Source organism: Allobosea sp. 10L422, from assembly GCF_056395345.1.
On record NZ_JBFTJI010000005.1, the window covers coordinates 35581 to 51268 of the forward strand.

The following is a 15688-nucleotide window of genomic DNA, read 5'->3' on the forward strand; positions in this document are numbered from 1 at the left end:
CGTCACTGCTTGAGGATGCGGCTGGCGAATTCGCGCCGGAAGGCTGTCATGTCGACGGGGCGGCGCATCTGCCAGAGCGCGATCTGCTTGAGGTCGATCAGGCCGTGCCCGGGCACCGCCGTGGCGCCGACCACCTTGCCGAGCACGGCGGCAGCCTCGTCGCCCGCCATGAAGTCGAGGAAGATCTTCGCCTCGGCCGGGTTCGGGCCGCCGGCGACGAGACCGCCGCCTTCGGTGACGTTGGGGGTGATCCGGCCGTAGACGATCTCGACCGGCTTGCCCGCGGCCTTGGTCTCGAAACAGGTGGTGTCGAAGGTCAGGCCGATCGCAACCTCGCCGGCGCCGGCGAGTTGCGCGCCGCCGGAGCCGCCGTCCGAATACTGATAGACGTTCTCGTTCAGGTTCTCGACGAAGGGCCAGCCGAAGGCGTCGACGAAGGTCGTCAGGATGGCGCCGCCGGTCCCGGATTTCAGCGGCGAGGGCAGCGAGATCTCCTTGCGGTAGACCGGCTTGATCAGGTCCTCCCAGGTCGCCGGCATGGGCAGCCCCTTCTGCGCCAGCCGCTCCTTGTTGACGACCATGCACATCGTGGTGGCGAAGTACTTGCTGTAGAAGCCGTCCTCGTCGCGGAAGGCGGGGAGGATCTTCGATCCCTTCGGCTCGTAGGGCTCGAACACGCCGGCCTGCTTGAGCTGCTCGAGGGCGACGTTGTTGACGAGATAGACGATATCCGCCTGCGGCTTGCCCTTCTCGGCGATGGCCCGCTCGGCGATCGGGCCAGTGGAGCCGGAGACGAATTTCACCTCGATATCCGGGTGCTTCTTCTTGAAGGCCCCGACGAGCGCGCTGTTGACGCTGTCGGAGGCGTTGTAGATCACGACTTCCTTGGCGAAGGCGGCGCCGCTCGCCAGCGCGAACGCCGCCGTGGCGGCGAGACGCGCGATCATCGTTGTGGAGAGGCTGAGCATGAAAGTCTCCGTACCGTCTGGCAATCCGTCGTGATATAAGTGTCGCTAAATCATGTGACATTGAAATGAAGTCGAACTTATTCCAGCGGCCCTATGAATCTCGCTCAGCTCCGCGCCTTCCACGCCGTCGCGAACCACGCGACCTTTTCGGCCGCTGCACAGGCGCTCGGCGTCAGCCAGTCAGCGATCACCCAGCATGTGAAATCTCTGGAAGACGCCGTCGGGACGCGCCTCTTCCTGCGCACGGCGAGCGGCGTCGAGCTGACGGCTGACGCGCTCGACCTGCTGCCGAAAGTGCGCCAGGCCATCCTGATGCTCGACGATATCTCGGCGCGAATGAGCGACGGCCGCAGTCTTGCCACCGGCCATCTCGCGATCGGCCTTTGCGCACCCTATGTGGCGATGCCGATCTTGGAGCGGTTCACCGCAGAGCATCCGGGCGTGCAACTCGAGGTGCGGCTGGCGAACTCGAAAAATCTGCTGGAGCTCGTCGCGCAGCACCGTATCGACATCGCCATCGCGACCCTGAGGGAGCCCCACCCCGATTTCGCCTGCGATTTCCTGGTCAAACAGCGCGTCGAGATTCTGGTTCACGCCGGCCACCCCTGGTGGGATCGCCTGCAGGTCGAGGCGCGGGACTTGCCTGGTCAGCGCCTGGTAACGCGCGAGCCCGGCTCAATGACGCGCCACCTCTTCGAGGCCGCTCTGGCAGAGCGCAAACTCGAACTTCCGCCCCATTTGGTCCTGGGCAGCCGTGAAGCGGTGAAGGAGGCGGTTGCGGCCGGGGTCGGCATTGGCATCGTGCTCGATCAGGAGCGAGGTTTCGACCCTCGGCTCAGGGCCATCGCGGTTTCCGATTTTGATGTCGTGGCCGGGGAGTATCTCGTGACGCGCAGGGAAACCCGTAGCCTGGGCAGCGTGGCTGCCTTTTCCGCCATAGCCTCTGTGGTCGGGAAGGAAAAAGCCCCGGATCGCCCCGCTTAAAGGCGATTGCGGAGCCGTCATCCGCATTGCAAATGCCTTGAGGCGCAAATGGCCGCATTCCAACCGGCAGACAGCCGAGCATCCGAGCCTTCCCTTATGCGGGGGGGGTCGTCGCCCTCCAGATCAGGTCCGGTTCGATCACGATGCCTTGCTGGGCGTTGCGGCCGGCGATCCGGTCGAGCAGCATCCGCATCGCCATCTCGCCGAGGTCCTGCTTGGCGATCCTCAGCGTGGTCAAAGCCGGCGACACCAGCGAGGCGGCGGGAATGTCGTCGCAGCCCACGATCGCGATATCGTCCGGCACCCTGATGCCGGCCTGCTCGAGCGGCTTCATCAAGCCGAGCGCGATCAGGTCGTTATAGCAGATCATGGCATCGATCCGTGCTGCGTCGGGCAGCAATCGGGCGGCGATGTCGGCTCCGCCCTGAAGGTCCGGCGAGCAGGGGAGATCGAGGGCGAGGGAAAGGCCGTGGCGCGCCAGCGCCGCCTCGATCCCTTCCCGCCGCTTGCGCCCGCCATGCGACGAAGCCAACCCGGCCGCGAAGCCGAATTGTCGTCGCCCTTGGGCGACGAGCTGCGTGACGGCGGCTTCCACGCCGGAGCGATAGTCGACTTCGATCGTGCCGGCATGGCGTTTCGCAACGGACCGATTGATCAGCACTGCAGCCCGGTGCTGCGCGACTGCGTGCAGAAGCCGTTCGTCGTCGAGGCGGGCGCTGCAGATGATGACGCCGTCGACACGTTTGTCGAGCAGCGTGCCCAGGACCTCCTCCTCGCGTTCGGGGTCCTCGATGACGTTGCAGGAGAGCAGTGTGTAGCCGGCCGGTCGCGCCACCAGCTCGGCGCCGCGAATGATCTCGGGGAAGAACGGATTGACGATGTCGGGCACGACGATGCCGACCGTGTACGAGCGGTCACTTTTCAGGCTCTGGGCGAAGGCGTTGGGCCGGTAGTTCAGTGCCTGGGCCGCCTGCAGCACGCGCTGGCGCGTGTCCTCGCCAGCGCCGCCGCGGCCGTTGAGGACGCGCGAAACCGTCATCGGCGAGACGCCGGCAGCGGTAGCGACATCGGTGATGGTTGGCGGCCGCAAGGCCGGCTTCATGTTCATGTCGCCTTATCTCACGATAACGATATCTCTTTCCAGTGCATTTCTCGGTGATCGCGAACGCCAGAAATGCGACTTTCGATTGCAGTTATTCTCCTTGGAGGGGTCTTGCACTGCCTTTCTAAAGAGGGTTGACGCTATAAGTGAGATAACGATAACGTAACTCCATAGCGCCCGCCATGAGCAGAAGGCGCAGCGGAGGAAACGATGGCAGCTTTTCCTGGGCGCGCCCTGCGTGGCGTCGCGCTGTCCCTGATCCTTGTCCTCTCCGGCGCGGCCGGGGCCGCGGACTACAAGGAGGCGCCGGGGCTTTCCGAATTGGTCAAGGGCGGCAAGCTGCCGCCGGTTGAGCAGCGCCTGCCCGAGCAGCCCTTGGTGCTGAAGCCGGTCGAGAAGGTCGGAAAATATGGCGGCACCTGGCGTCAGGCACTGATGGGCGGCAGCGACTCGCTGATCGAGCGCTCGGTCGGCTACACCCGCCTCGTCCGCTGGAACCGCGATTGGACTGCGGTCGAACCCGACGTCGCCGAGAAGGTCGACGTCAAGCCGGACGGCACCGAATACGTCTTCCATCTGCGCAAGGGCACGCGCTGGTCCGACGGCGCGCCGTTCACGGCCGACGATCTCGTGTTCTGGTATCAGGACGTGCTGATGAACAAGGAGCTGACGCCGTCGGTGCCGCGCTGGCTGCGCAGCGGCAACGACCCCGTTATCGTCGAGAAGATCGACGACGCCACCGTCCGCTTCCGCTTCACCGGGCCGAACGGCATGTTGCTGGAGAACATGGCGACGACCTTCGGGTCGGACATTCTCGCGGCGGCGCCGGCGCATTACCTCAAGCAGTTCCACAAGAAGTACAATCCCGATGGCATCGACAAGCTCGTCACCGAGGCCAAGGCGGCGAACTGGGCGGCGCTCTTCCTCAACAAGGTGAGCTTCCCCGGTCGCTGGCGCGATACTGGCCGGCCGGTGCTCGATCCGTGGCGGCTCACCGTGCCCTATGGCGGCACGACGCAGGTCGTGCTCGAGCGCAATCCCTATTACTTCAAGGTCGATCCGGAGGGGCGGCAACTGCCCTATATCGACCGCGTCACCTTCGACATCATGGGCGACCAGCAGGCGATCGTGCTCAAGGCGATCAATGGCGAGCTCGACATGCAGAACCAGCGCCTCAACGGGCTGGAGACGCGCATCGTGCTGGCGCAGAACCGCGAGCGCAGCGGCTACCGCCTGTTCAAGGCGCAGCCGGCCTGGTCGAACGCGATGTGCATCTCGCTCAACCTGACCAGCAAGAACCCGGTGCTGCGCGAGGTCTTCCGCAGCAAGGATGTCCGCGTCGCGCTCTCGCTCGCCATCAACCGCGACGAGATCAACGACCTGATCTATGCCGGCCAGTCGCAGCCCTATCAGGCGGCGCCGCGTCCGGGCACCGCGCTCTATGACAAGGAGATGGCGACCCAGTACACGAAGTACGATCCCAAAGCCGCCAACGAGTTGCTCGACAAGGCGGGATTTGCCAAGCGCGACGCGCAGAAATTCCGGCTCGGGCCGGACGGCAAGCGCATTTCCTTCGCCGTCGATGCCGCGACCTCGCGCCGCTACCAGATCGACGCGCTCGAGCTGATCAAGAAATACTGGGCCGCGGTCGGCATCGAGATGCAGGTCAAGACCATCGAGGAATCCTTCGCCTTCGCCCGCATGCTCGCCAACGAGCATGACGCCATGGTCTGGATCGGCGGCGGCGGCTACGACTTCCTCGGCATCCTCGATCCGAAATGGTATTTCCCCTACGAGAACCAGGCGGCCTTCGCCTCGGCCTGGGGGATCTATTTCCAGAACCCGAAAGACCCCAATGCCGAGGAGCCGCCGGAGGCGGCCAAGCAGCAGCAGGCGCTCTACGTCCAGATGCAGAAGACGCCCGGCACGGCGGGCCAGATCGAGGTGATGAAGAAGATCCTCGCGATCGCCCGCGACCAGTTCTACGTGATCGGCACGAACATGGACGCGGATAATTACGGCGTCGTGAAGAACAACATGCGCAACGTGCCCGATCTGATGCCGGACACCTTCTTCTACATGACGCCCGGCCCGACCAACCCCGAGCAGTATTTCTACGAATAGCCCGGTCATCGACATCGAGCCCGGAGCGGCGCTCCGGGCCCTTCGCCCCGCTCGCCCGCACCGGAGGTCCACGATGCTCCGCTACATGCTGAGACGGCTCGTCTATACGCTGGCCACGCTGGCCGCCGTGTCGGTCGTCGCCTTCCTGGTCATCCAGTTGCCGCCGGGCGACTTCCTGACCTCGTTCAGTGCCAAATTCGCCGAGCAGGGCGGCTCGCTCGACAATGACACACTGGCTGCGCTGAAGCTGCGCTATGGGCTCGATCAGCCCTGGTATGTGCAATACTGGCTCTGGATTTCCGGCATCCTGTTCCGCGGCGATTTCGGCGAGTCCTTCGAGTGGAACAAGCCGGTATCGGAATTGATGTGGGATCGGTTCGGGCTGACCGTCCTGCTCTCCGGCGTCACCCTGATCGTCACCTGGATCGTCGCCCTGCCGATCGGCATCTACAGCGCGGTCCGGCGCTATTCCTGGCTCGACTATGTCGTGACCTTTCTCGGCTTCCTCGGCCTCGCCATCCCGAGCTTCCTGCTGGCGCTGGCGCTGATGTACGTGTTCTCGCGCTATTTCGGCATGAGCGTCAGCGGGCTGTTCTCGCCTGAATACGTCAACGCGCCCTGGAGCCTCGCCAAGGTCGGCGACCTCGCCATGCATCTGTGGCTGCCGGTCTTCGTGCTGGCGACGCATGGTACGGCGGCACTGATCCGCGTGATGCGCGCCAACCTGATCGACGAGCTCTACAAGCCCTACGTCCAGACCGCCCGCGCCAACGGCCTCGGCGAGATGGAGCTTCTGTTCAAGTACCCGGTCCGCGTCGCGCTCAACCCCTTCGTCTCGACCATCGGCTGGGTGCTGCCGAACCTCGTCTCCGGCGCGATCGTGACCTCGGTGGTGATGAGCCTGCCGACCGCCGGCCCGCTGCTGCTCTCGGCCCTGCTGGCGCAGGACATGTACCTCGCCGGCAGCTTCATCCTGATGCTGAGCGCGCTCACCGTGATCGGCACGCTGATCTCCGACCTCCTGCTCGCGTGGCTCGATCCGCGCGTGCGCTACGCCTGAGCCGCGCGCATGACCGATATGGCCGCGCCCACCGTTCCTGAAACCGTCGCCCCGGCTGCCCGCCGTCTGGCCGAGGCCAGCCAATGGCGGCTGATCTTCCGCCGCTTCCGCCGGCACCGTCTGGCCTATGCCAGCCTGTTCGTCGTCATCGGCATCTATCTCGTCGCGCTGCTGGCCGAGTTCTTCGCGCCCTTCGCGCCCGACACCTACAATGCCCGCTTCACCTATGGCCCGCCGCAGACATTGCGCTTCTTCGGCACGGATGCGGCCGGCGAGACGCATTTTATGTACGTCAACGGCTACCGGATGAGCTTTGATCCCGTCGCCCTGAAGCGGAGCTTCGTGGTCGACGAGAAATCGGTCAACCCGGTCGTCTTCTTCGCCAAGGGCGAGCCCTACAAGCTTTTCGGGCTCATTCCCTGGGATCGGCACCTGATCGGCCCGGCCGACCCGTCCCAGCCGATGTATCTCTGGGGCGCCGACCGGCTCGGCCGGGACGTGCTGTCGCGCACCGTCCATGGCGCCCGCATCTCGATGTCGATCGGCCTCGTCGGCGTCGCCATCAGCCTCTTCCTCGGCCTGATGCTCGGCGGTATCTCCGGCTATTATGGCGGCTGGATCGACGAGGTCGTCCAGCGCAGCATCGATTTCCTGAAATCGATCCCGACCATCCCGCTCTGGATGGGGCTCGCCGCCGCGGTGCCGGCGAATATGGACCCGCTGCTGGTCTATCTCTGGATCACCATCATCCTCTCCCTGATCGGCTGGACCGATCTGGCGCGCGTGGTGCGCGGCCGCTTCCTCTCGCTCAGGACCGAGGATTTCGTGCTCGCAGCGCGGCTCGACGGCTGCTCGCGCCAGCGCGTGATCTGGCGGCACATGGTGCCCTCATTCACCAGCCACATCACCGCCTCGGTGACGCTGGCGATCCCCAGCATGATCCTGGCCGAAACGGCGTTGTCCTTCCTCGGCATCGGGCTGAAGGAGCCGGTGGTGAGCTGGGGCGTGCTGCTCAAGGACGCGCAGAGCATCCTGGCCCTGACCACGGCGCCCTGGCTGCTCGCTCCCGGTGTCGCGGTGGTGGTCGCGGTGCTCGCCCTCAACTTCCTCGGTGACGGAATTCGCGATGCGGCCGATCCCTATGCCTGAACCCGGCCCCTCCGGGAGCCCGGCGCCGGCAGATGGCGCCGCACCGCTCGTCGCCGTCCGGGACCTGAAGGTCCAGATCGGCACCGATGACGGGCTGGTGCGCGCCGTCGATGGCGTCACCTTCGACGTGCCGCGCGGGCGCACGCTCTGCATCGTCGGCGAGTCCGGCTCGGGCAAGAGCGTCACCGGCCGCGCCCTGATGAGCCTGCTGCCGCCGAGCGGGCGGATCGCCGCCGGCAGCATCGTCTATGCCGGTGGCGACGGCGAGGCGCTGGACGTCACCACGCTCGACCCGCGCGGCCGGCGCATCCGTGCCTTGCGCGGCAAGGAAATAGCGCTGATCTCGCAGGAGCCGATGGCGGCGCTCTCGCCTGTCCACACCATCGGCCAGCAGCTCGTTCCGGTGATCCGCCGCCATCTCGGTCTGTCGAAGAAGGCGGCGACAATGCGTGCCGTCGAGATGCTCGGCCGGGTCGGCATTCCCCGGCCGGCGGAGCGGCTGAACAATTATCCCTTCGAGTTCTCCGGCGGCATGCGCCAGCGCGTCTGCATCGCGCTCGCTTTGTCCTGCCGGCCGCGCCTGCTCATCGCCGACGAGCCGACGACGGCGCTCGACGTCACCACCCAGGCCAACATCATCGACCTGTTGCAGGAGCTGCAGCGCGAGGACGGCCTCTCGATCCTGTTCATCACCCATGACCTCGGGGTGGTCGCCGAAATCGCCGACGATGTCGCGGTGATGTATCTCGGCAAGATCGTCGAGCGCGGCACGGTCGAGCAAATTTTCGTCGATCCGCGCCATCCCTATACGCGGGCTCTGCTGAAATCGGTGCCGCGGCTCGGTGCCGGACGCGACACCCGGCTCGCCGCCATTCGCGGCATGGTGCCGTCGCCCTTCGACCGGCCGGCGGGCTGCGATTTCCACCCGCGCTGCGATGCGGCGCTCAAGGGCATCTGCGACGTCGCCGATCCCGGCACGGTCTCGATCGGTCCGCGGCGCGACGTGCGCTGCATCCTTGCCCGCGATCCATCCATTGGGGAGGGCGTCCGCCATGGCTGATTCCGCCACGCTTCCGCCGGACGTGCTGCTCGAAGTCAGCGGGCTGACAAAGCTGTTTCCGCCGCGCCGGACCTTGTTCCAGCGCAAGGCGGCCAATCCCGTGCGCGCCGTCGAGGATGTCTCCTTCCAGATCCGGCAAGGCGAGACGCTGGGGCTCGTCGGCGAATCCGGTTGCGGCAAGTCGACGGTGACGCGCCTCCTGCTCGGCATCCACCAGCCGAGCGCCGGCGCCATGCGCTATCGCCGCAAGGATGGTGGCAGCGTCGATCTCGCGATGCTCTCCGAAGACGAGCGGCTCGCCTATTGCACGGATCTGCGCCTCGTTTTCCAGGACCCGCAATCCTCGCTCAATCCGCGCCTGCAGGTCCGCGACATCGTCGGCGAGGTCTTGAAGGTGAACAAGCTGGTGCCGCCGAGCGAGATCGAGGGCAAGGTCCGCGAGCTCCTCGCCAAGGTCGGCCTGCGCCCGGAGTACGCCCGGCGCTACCCGCACGCCTTCTCCGGCGGCGAGCGCCAGCGGGTCGGCATCGCCCGAGCGCTCGCGACGCATCCTCGTCTCGTCGTGCTGGACGAGGCCGTCTCCGCGCTCGACGTCAGCGTCCGCGCGCAGACGCTCAACCTGCTGCGCGACCTGCAGGAGGAGTTCGGGCTGACCTATCTCTTCGTCAGTCACGATCTCAGCGTCATCGAGTATATCTGCGACCGCGTCGTGGTGATGTATGTCGGCCAGGTCGTCGAGATCGCGACATCCGACGCGCTCTTCGCCCGGCCCCTGCATCCCTATACCGAGGCGCTGCTCTCGGCCCTGCCGATCCCGGACCCGGCGCACCGCCGGCAGAGCCGCCGCATCCGCCTGCCGGGCGAGGTCGCCGATCCCGCGAACCGCCCGAGCGGCTGCGCCTTCCACCCACGCTGCCGCTTCGCCACCGACATCTGCCGCACGACCCAGCCGCCTTTGCGCGAGCTCGGCGGCCGCAATGTCGCCTGCCATCACGCCGAGACGCTCACGCTGCGCGGTGTCGACGCCATCCAGACTGGACAAGCCACCCATGCCTAAGCACATCCGCGCCCGCGATAACGACAACCGCGCGATCGTCGACGATGATCCGGCTCTGCCGCATGTCCATTTCAACCTGCTGAACCTGCAGCCCGGCGAGGCGGTCGAGCAGAGCTTGCCGCGGCACGAGAGCGTCTATGTCGTACTCTCCGGGACGGTGGACCTCATCGTCGATGGCGCGCGCTTCGCGGCGGTCGGCCAACGGCGCGACATCTGGTCAGGCGAGGCGGATTCGGTCTATGTCCCGCCGGGCAGCATCGTCCGGCTGGAAAACGCCACCGGCCCCGTCGAGATCGCCGTTGCCGGCGGCCTCTGCGACGACGAGGGGCTGAAACCGTTCCGCATCGCGCCGAACGAAGTCGCGATGGTCGAGGTCGGCTCGCCCGACACCCATAGCCGCCGCCGCATCTTCCACATCCTCGGCCAGAACGGACAGGGCCGCGCGGGCAATCTCCTAGTCAGCGAGCTCTATGCCGACCCCGGCTGCTGGTCCGGCTACCCGCCGCACAAGCACGACGCCGACCGCGACGGCGAGACGGCGCATGACGAGCTCTACCATTACCGCTACCAGCCCGGCACCGGCTTCGGTGCCCAGATCATCTATGCCGACGGTCAGTCCGAATGCTTCATGGTGCAGGATCGCGACACGATCCTGGTCGATCGCGGCTATCACCCGACCGTCACCTCGCCCGGCCATCGCTGCTACATCTTCACCATCCTGGTCGGGAAGACGCAGCGCGGGCTGGTCCAGCATTTCGACGACCGCCACGCCCATCTGATGGCCGCGATCCCCGGCATCCAGTCGATGCGCGACAAGTTCAAATGAGAGTGCATCTGTGACTCCCACAAGCCCTCATCCTGAGGAGCGAGCTTCAGCTCGCGTCTTGAAGGGTGCTCCAGAGCGCACTGGATCATCCTTCGAGACGCGCCTGTGGCGCTCCTCAGGATGAGGGCTGAAGTTTCGATCTCATTAAAATTAGCCGGCAACAAATTAACTCCGCTGTCAGCGAGCGAAGGACCTGTCATGCCTGACAAGACCCGCATTCATATCGACCTTACCGCCCCGACCACCCCGTTCCGGCGCTTCTGGCGCAGCACCGGGTTTTCCCCGGCGGAGCTGCTGCTGGAGCCGGAAATGCGGCAGACTCTCGCCTATGTCGGCGGCGTGCCCAATCGCGGCATCGAATACATGCGCGTGCACTACATGCTCGACCTCGTGACCGCGCCGGGCTTCGGGAAATACGACTGGTCGCGGCTCGATGCGGCCATCGACGTCATGCTCGAACACCGCATCCGGCCCTTCTTCGAGCTGATGGGCAACCCCTCCTACCTCTACACCGACTTCAACGACGTCGCGCAGGCGCATCACTGGCGCGACTTCATGGTCGAGATGATCGAGCGCTACCGCTCGCGCTACGGCGCCGGGGAGTTGCGCGAGTGGTATTTCGAGACCTGGAACGAGCCCGACATCTGGTGGAAGCTCGGCGGCGAGACCGGCTTCAACAACTATTACGACGCCTGTTCCGAGGCGCTGAAAGCGGTCGATCCCAAGCTCAGGCTCGGCGGCCCCGGCGTCGCCCGGCGCATCCCGCCAATCTTCAAGAGCTTCCTCGCCCATTGCGACACCGGCACCAACCTCTTCACCGGCGAGACCGGCGTGCGGCTCGACTTCATCTCCGTGCATGAGAAGGGGGTGAAGAAGCACGCCGAGGATCTGACGCCGAACAGTCTCGCCATCATCCGGCACGAGATGATGGCGGTCGACTATATCCGCGAGCACCATCCCCGCTTCGCCAACCTGCCCTTCGTCAACGACGAATGCGATCCGCAGATCGGCTGGCATCTCTACCATACCTGGCACGGCATGCCCTATTTCGCCGGGCTCGCGGCCAAGATCGTCGACCAGCACCAGCGCCTGATGATCGACGGGGAGGGCGTCGACTACGAGGTCCTCAGCAACGACAACGGCTTCGTCGGCCACTGGGGCCACCGCACGCATCTCACCTATTTCGGCAAGCGCCCGGTCCGTGCCGCCCAGGCCGAGCACAAGACCGACATCGCCGCCCTGGAAGCGCGCCAGGGGGAGCCCGAGCCTTTCGATCTCGTCAAGAAGCCGGCGCTCAGCGTCATGGAGCTGCTCGGCCTGCTGAGCGAGCGCCGTTTCACGCTCGACGGCCAGGGGCTCGATCCCGACCGGAATGGTCTCGGCGCGATCGCGACCGCGCTTGGAGGCGCGGCCTCGCCCTCCGGCGCGAGCGTGCTCCTCTACAACAGCGTCGACCGCATCTGGCAGTCTGGCGAGAGCGCGGTGGAACTCGCTTTTTCCGGGTTGCAGCCTGGCGCTTATGCGCTCGCCACCTTCCGCATCGCCCATGGCAAGGGCGATCCCTTCACGGTCTGGGAGGATCTCGGCGCGCCCGATCTGCCGAACGCCGCGGAGCTCGAAGCGATGCGCCTGGCGCAGGAGGCCGCCCTGACGGTCGAGCACCTCCAGATCGGTGGGACCGTTGCCCGGCACGAATTCAGGCTCGACATGCCGCTGCCGTCGGTCGCGCTGGCTGCGCTCGTTCGGCGCGAAGGCGCGGCACCTACCGCGCCTTCTGCCCTCCGGGTCCATCACTTCGGCGGCCTCAACGGCAGCAATCGTGTGTTGTTCTGGGAGCCGGCGCCGCATGAGAGCGTCCAGCTCTTCGACGTGCTCTGGAGTGCGCAGGAGAATGGCCCCTGGCAGGTGATCAATCCGGCCGGCCTGCTTTCGAGCGTCTATCTCGACGCACGCCTCGTGAACGGCTTCTATCGCGTGCGCGCCCGGGACCTGTTCGGCCGTGTCAGCGCCGACAGCAACTCCGTCGCGGCGACCTGAGATAGCGCGACATCGGCGAGTTCCGCAGACCGAGGGTCGACGCGGAGGAACGTGTCAGGCTGGCCCGGCTGGGATGTCGTGCCCGCCGGCGATGCCCGTCGAGACCAGCGTTTCGAAGTACTCGACCTTCAGGTCGAAGGATTTGAGGAGCTTCTGGGTACTCGGCTTCACGACTGCATCGTCGAAATCGCCCTTCCCGAAATGGCCTGCCGACGCAATGTCCTCCCAAAAGCTCATGACGACGAGTTCGTTCTCGGTTCCCTTCACCTTGCGGGCCAAGGTGGCGCCGAGATGGCCGGGCAATTCGGCCATCTCGACAAAGGTCGTTTTCCGGAGGTGATCGGCATAGGCGGCCAGTACCGCGTCCGAACCTGCGACGGCGCGCCAGGAACGAATGATCATCCGTCGTTTCCTCCTGCGTTTGGGCAAGGCCGTGCTCCGAGAAGAATGCGCCCGCTATGTGGTCGTCCGCCATCGCGGCCACGCGACGATATCTCGGCACTTTGCGTCTCGCGAGCAATTGCCCGGCTCGTGGCGCTTCAGCAAAAGTCGAAATCGCAGCCTTCATTCGCCTGCAGCACAGTGGTGAGGTAGAGGCGCCGATAGCCGCGCATGGGCGCTACGAGGTGCGCCGGCGGAAGCCATTCGCTTTTCCGCCGCCGCAGCTCGGCCTCATCAACCATCAGCGTGATCTCGCGGGCGGGGACGTCGAGGCGGATCATGTCGCCGTCACGCACAAGTCCGAGGGGGCCTCCCACCGCCGATTCCGGCGCGATATGCAGCACGATGGTGCCGAAAGCAGTGCCGCTCATGCGCGCATCCGAAATCCGGACCATGTCCTTGACCCCGGCCTGGGCGAGCTTCTTCGGAATTGGGATATAGCCCGCCTCGGGCATGCCGGGCGCTCCCTTGGGGCCTGCATTGGTCAGCACCAGCACATCGTCTGCGGTCACATCGAGATCGGGGTCGTCGATGCGGCGAACCATGTCCTCGACCGACGCGAAGACGACCGCCCGCCCGGTATGCGTCAGCAAGCCCGGCGAGGCGGCGGCATGCTTGATGATCGCGCCGTCGGGCGCAAGGTTGCCGTGCAGCACGGCCATGCCACCAGTCGACTTCACCGGGTGCGCGACACTGCGGATGATGCTCTGATCGGGGACCCGCTCGGCGGCATCGGCGATCTCGCCGATCGTTCGGCCGTCGATGGCCATTGCAGCGCGGTCGAGGTGGTCGCCGAGCTCCTGCATCAGCCGGGGAACGCCGCCGGCCCAATGGAAATGCTCCATGTAATGGTCGCCGGAGGGCTTGAGATCGACCAGAACCGGCACCTTGCGGCCGATGGCATCGAACGCGTCGAGATCGATCTTCAGGCCGGCGCGTCGCGCGATCGCGGCAAGATGGACGAGGCCGTTTGTCGATCCACCGATCGCCTGCAACACCGTCAGCGCGTTGCGGAAAGCCGTCTCCGTCAGCAGCTCGCTCGGCTTCGGACCGCCCTGGGCGAGCCCCACAGCCCTTCGACCGCTCGCCTCGGCGGCACGGATGCGGTCGGCATGGGTGGCTGGGATCGTGCCCGTTCCGGGCAGCGCGATGCCCAGCGCCTCGACGAGACAGCCCATCGTGCTCGCCGTGCCCATCACCATGCACGTGCCCTGCGTCGGCGCCAGCCGCCCGCTAAGCACCTCGATCTCGTCCGCATCGATCTTGCCGGCGCGATGCTGCCCCCATAAGCGGCGGCAATCGGTGCAGGCACCGAGAACCTCGCCCTTGTGATGGCCGACGAGCATGGGCCCGGTGATGAGTTGGATAGCCGGCACATCGGCGCTGACCGCGGCCATCAATTGCGCCGGAACGGTCTTGTCGCAGCCCCCGATCAGCACGACGGCGTCGATCGGTTGGGCCCGGATCATCTCCTCGGTGTCGATCGCCATGAGATTGCGCAGGTACATCGATGTCGGATTGGCGAAGGATTCGTGGATGGAGATCGTCGGGAACTCCATCGGCAGGCCGCCCGCCAGCATGACGCCGCGCTTCACCGCTTCGATCAGCCGGGGCACATTGCCGTGGCACGGGTTGAAATCGCTGAAGGTGTTGGTGATGCCGATGATCGGCCGATCCAGCGCGTCGTCTGAAAACCCGGCCGCCTTGATGAAGGCCTTGCGCAGGAAGAGCGAGAAGCCCGGGTCGCCATAGGTCGCGAGGTTACGGCGCATGCCGCGCGGCACTGGGCCGGTACTGGGCGCATCATCGTCATGCTCGTTCATGGCTGCGAAATCCGCTCGTCGTCGCTGCACGGAACTTGTATCGGCGAGCACAATGACCCAGCGGGAAGCGAAACGGCAAAGCCTGTTTCGCTCTGCGGCGAAAGCCCCGCGCGCAATCTCGCTCCATCACTGGCTTCCGCGCCCGAAATTCAGGGGCTCGTGAGATGTCGGAGATCCTTCATCAGGCTCTTGGAAAGCTGGGCCGCCGGAGGCGACAGCGAACGATGGGTCGCCGTGATGATGCCGATGCGCAGCATGTTCACCCCGGGGGAGGACAGCGGGCGCCAGGCGATCTTGCCCTGTTCGATTTCCTTCAGGAAGCCGAGGCGGGTGAAAAAGGCGATGCCGAGTCCGAGCTCGATGCAGATCCGGATCATCTGAATCGAGTTCGAGGTGATCTTCGGTTTGAGCATCGCCTTGAACTGGCTGAAATCGGCGTCAGTGTCGGCACCGCGCGGCAACGGTCCGGTCTGGTCGAGCACCGGATAGGACAGAGCTTCCTTGAAGCTGACGCTGAGGCGCGCGGTCAGCGGATGATCGACCGGCATGACCACCCCGATCGGCGCCGGCACTTCAGCGATGAAACTGACATTCGCGGCCGATAGCGGACTGACGAAGGTCAGACCGATATCGACGGCGCCGCTGCTGACCATGCCGGCGATCTCGGCCGGCGGCGCGGCGAGCACGGTGTGGTTGATCGCTGGGAAGTCGCGCCCGAACCGCGCCAATGCCCGCGGCAGGAAGTCGACCAGCAGCGAGTCGAGCGCAGCGATCGTGACGTGGCCCGAGCGGGCTTCGCGAAGATCGTCGATCGCCGCACGAACCTGCCCAAAGGCTTCGATCGTCGAGGTGACGTGCTGCAGAAGCAGCGTGCCCGCGACGGTCAGGCGCATTCCGGCCGGAAGCCGGTCGAAAAGGGGGCCGCCGAACTCGTCCTCGAGCTTCAGGATCTGTCGGTTGATGGCACTCGCCGCCACATTCAGCCGGGCTGCGGCCCGGCGGATCGAACCCAGCCGCGCGACCTCCCGGAAATAGAACAGGGCAGCGGCGTGCATGA

At 65.8% G+C, this 15688-nt stretch carries 13 protein-coding genes; 8 read left to right on the forward strand and 5 right to left on the reverse strand.

The genetic code is table 11. The annotated features are described in order from the left end of the window. Positions 1 to 2 precede the first annotated feature (2 nt). Positions 3 to 968 carry an extracellular solute-binding protein gene (locus AC1DEZ_RS12005; protein ID WP_476779740.1) on the reverse strand — a complete coding sequence of 322 codons (966 nt, stop codon included), beginning with the start codon at positions 966 to 968 and terminating at the stop codon, positions 3 to 5. Positions 969 to 1061: 93 nt separating this feature from the next. Between AC1DEZ_RS12005 and AC1DEZ_RS12010 the strand changes: the two genes are divergently transcribed. Next, complete coding sequence (locus AC1DEZ_RS12010; RefSeq protein ID WP_476779741.1) at positions 1062 to 1952, forward strand: LysR substrate-binding domain-containing protein; 891 nt, start codon at positions 1062 to 1064, stop codon at positions 1950 to 1952. A gap of 94 nt (positions 1953 to 2046) precedes the next feature. On the opposite strand, the gene AC1DEZ_RS12015 is transcribed toward AC1DEZ_RS12010, so the two are convergent. Beyond that, on the reverse strand, positions 2047 to 3060 hold the full coding sequence (locus AC1DEZ_RS12015) for a LacI family DNA-binding transcriptional regulator (RefSeq protein WP_476779742.1): 1014 nt from the start codon (positions 3058 to 3060) through the stop codon (positions 2047 to 2049). Between the two features lie 204 nt (positions 3061 to 3264). Here AC1DEZ_RS12015 and AC1DEZ_RS12020 point away from each other — a divergent pair, with 204 nt between their 5' ends. The 7 genes from AC1DEZ_RS12020 to AC1DEZ_RS12050 all read left to right on the forward strand — a co-directional run bounded on the left by AC1DEZ_RS12020 (position 3265) and on the right by AC1DEZ_RS12050 (position 12367). Next, positions 3265 to 5178 (forward strand): ABC transporter substrate-binding protein, encoded by a 1914-nt coding sequence (locus tag AC1DEZ_RS12020; RefSeq protein WP_476779743.1) that lies wholly within the window; start codon positions 3265 to 3267, stop codon positions 5176 to 5178. A 73-nt stretch (positions 5179 to 5251) separates the two neighbouring features. Further along, complete coding sequence (locus tag AC1DEZ_RS12025) at positions 5252 to 6238, forward strand: ABC transporter permease (protein ID WP_476779744.1); 987 nt, start codon at positions 5252 to 5254, stop codon at positions 6236 to 6238. Positions 6239 to 6247: 9 nt separating this feature from the next. Continuing rightward, entirely contained in the window at positions 6248 to 7387 is a 1140-nt protein-coding gene (locus AC1DEZ_RS12030) for an ABC transporter permease (RefSeq protein WP_476779745.1), read from the forward strand. After that, the gene (locus tag AC1DEZ_RS12035; protein WP_476779746.1) at positions 7365 to 8447 is read left to right on the forward strand and encodes an ABC transporter ATP-binding protein; all 1083 of its coding nucleotides are present in this window, start codon (positions 7365 to 7367) and stop codon (positions 8445 to 8447) included. The genes AC1DEZ_RS12030 and AC1DEZ_RS12035 overlap by 23 nt, the downstream gene beginning before the upstream one ends. Further along, positions 8440 to 9504, forward strand: coding sequence for an ABC transporter ATP-binding protein (locus AC1DEZ_RS12040; protein WP_476779747.1), 1065 nt, complete (start codon positions 8440 to 8442; stop codon positions 9502 to 9504). Before AC1DEZ_RS12035 ends, AC1DEZ_RS12040 begins: the two co-directional genes overlap by 8 nt. Continuing rightward, on the forward strand, positions 9497 to 10330 hold the full coding sequence (locus tag AC1DEZ_RS12045; RefSeq protein ID WP_476779748.1) for a 5-deoxy-glucuronate isomerase: 834 nt from the start codon (positions 9497 to 9499) through the stop codon (positions 10328 to 10330). Before AC1DEZ_RS12040 ends, AC1DEZ_RS12045 begins: the two co-directional genes overlap by 8 nt. 198 nt (positions 10331 to 10528) lie before the next feature. Next, complete coding sequence (locus AC1DEZ_RS12050; protein ID WP_476779749.1) at positions 10529 to 12367, forward strand: GH39 family glycosyl hydrolase; 1839 nt, start codon at positions 10529 to 10531, stop codon at positions 12365 to 12367. A gap of 54 nt (positions 12368 to 12421) precedes the next feature. Here AC1DEZ_RS12050 and AC1DEZ_RS12055 read toward each other — a convergent pair whose 3' ends face one another. From AC1DEZ_RS12055 to AC1DEZ_RS12065, 3 genes are all read right to left on the reverse strand, one after another. Beyond that, positions 12422 to 12769, reverse strand: a complete 348-nt coding sequence (locus AC1DEZ_RS12055; protein ID WP_476779750.1) for a hypothetical protein — start codon at positions 12767 to 12769, stop codon at positions 12422 to 12424. A 137-nt stretch (positions 12770 to 12906) separates the two neighbouring features. After that, a complete protein-coding gene (locus AC1DEZ_RS12060; RefSeq protein WP_476779806.1) occupies positions 12907 to 14592 on the reverse strand; it encodes an IlvD/Edd family dehydratase in 1686 nt (561 codons plus the stop codon). Between the two features lie 188 nt (positions 14593 to 14780). Beyond that, positions 14781 to 15686: a LysR family transcriptional regulator gene (locus AC1DEZ_RS12065; protein ID WP_476779751.1), complete on the reverse strand. Its 906-nt coding sequence runs from the start codon at positions 15684 to 15686 to the stop codon at positions 14781 to 14783. Positions 15687 to 15688: the final 2 nt, after the last annotated feature.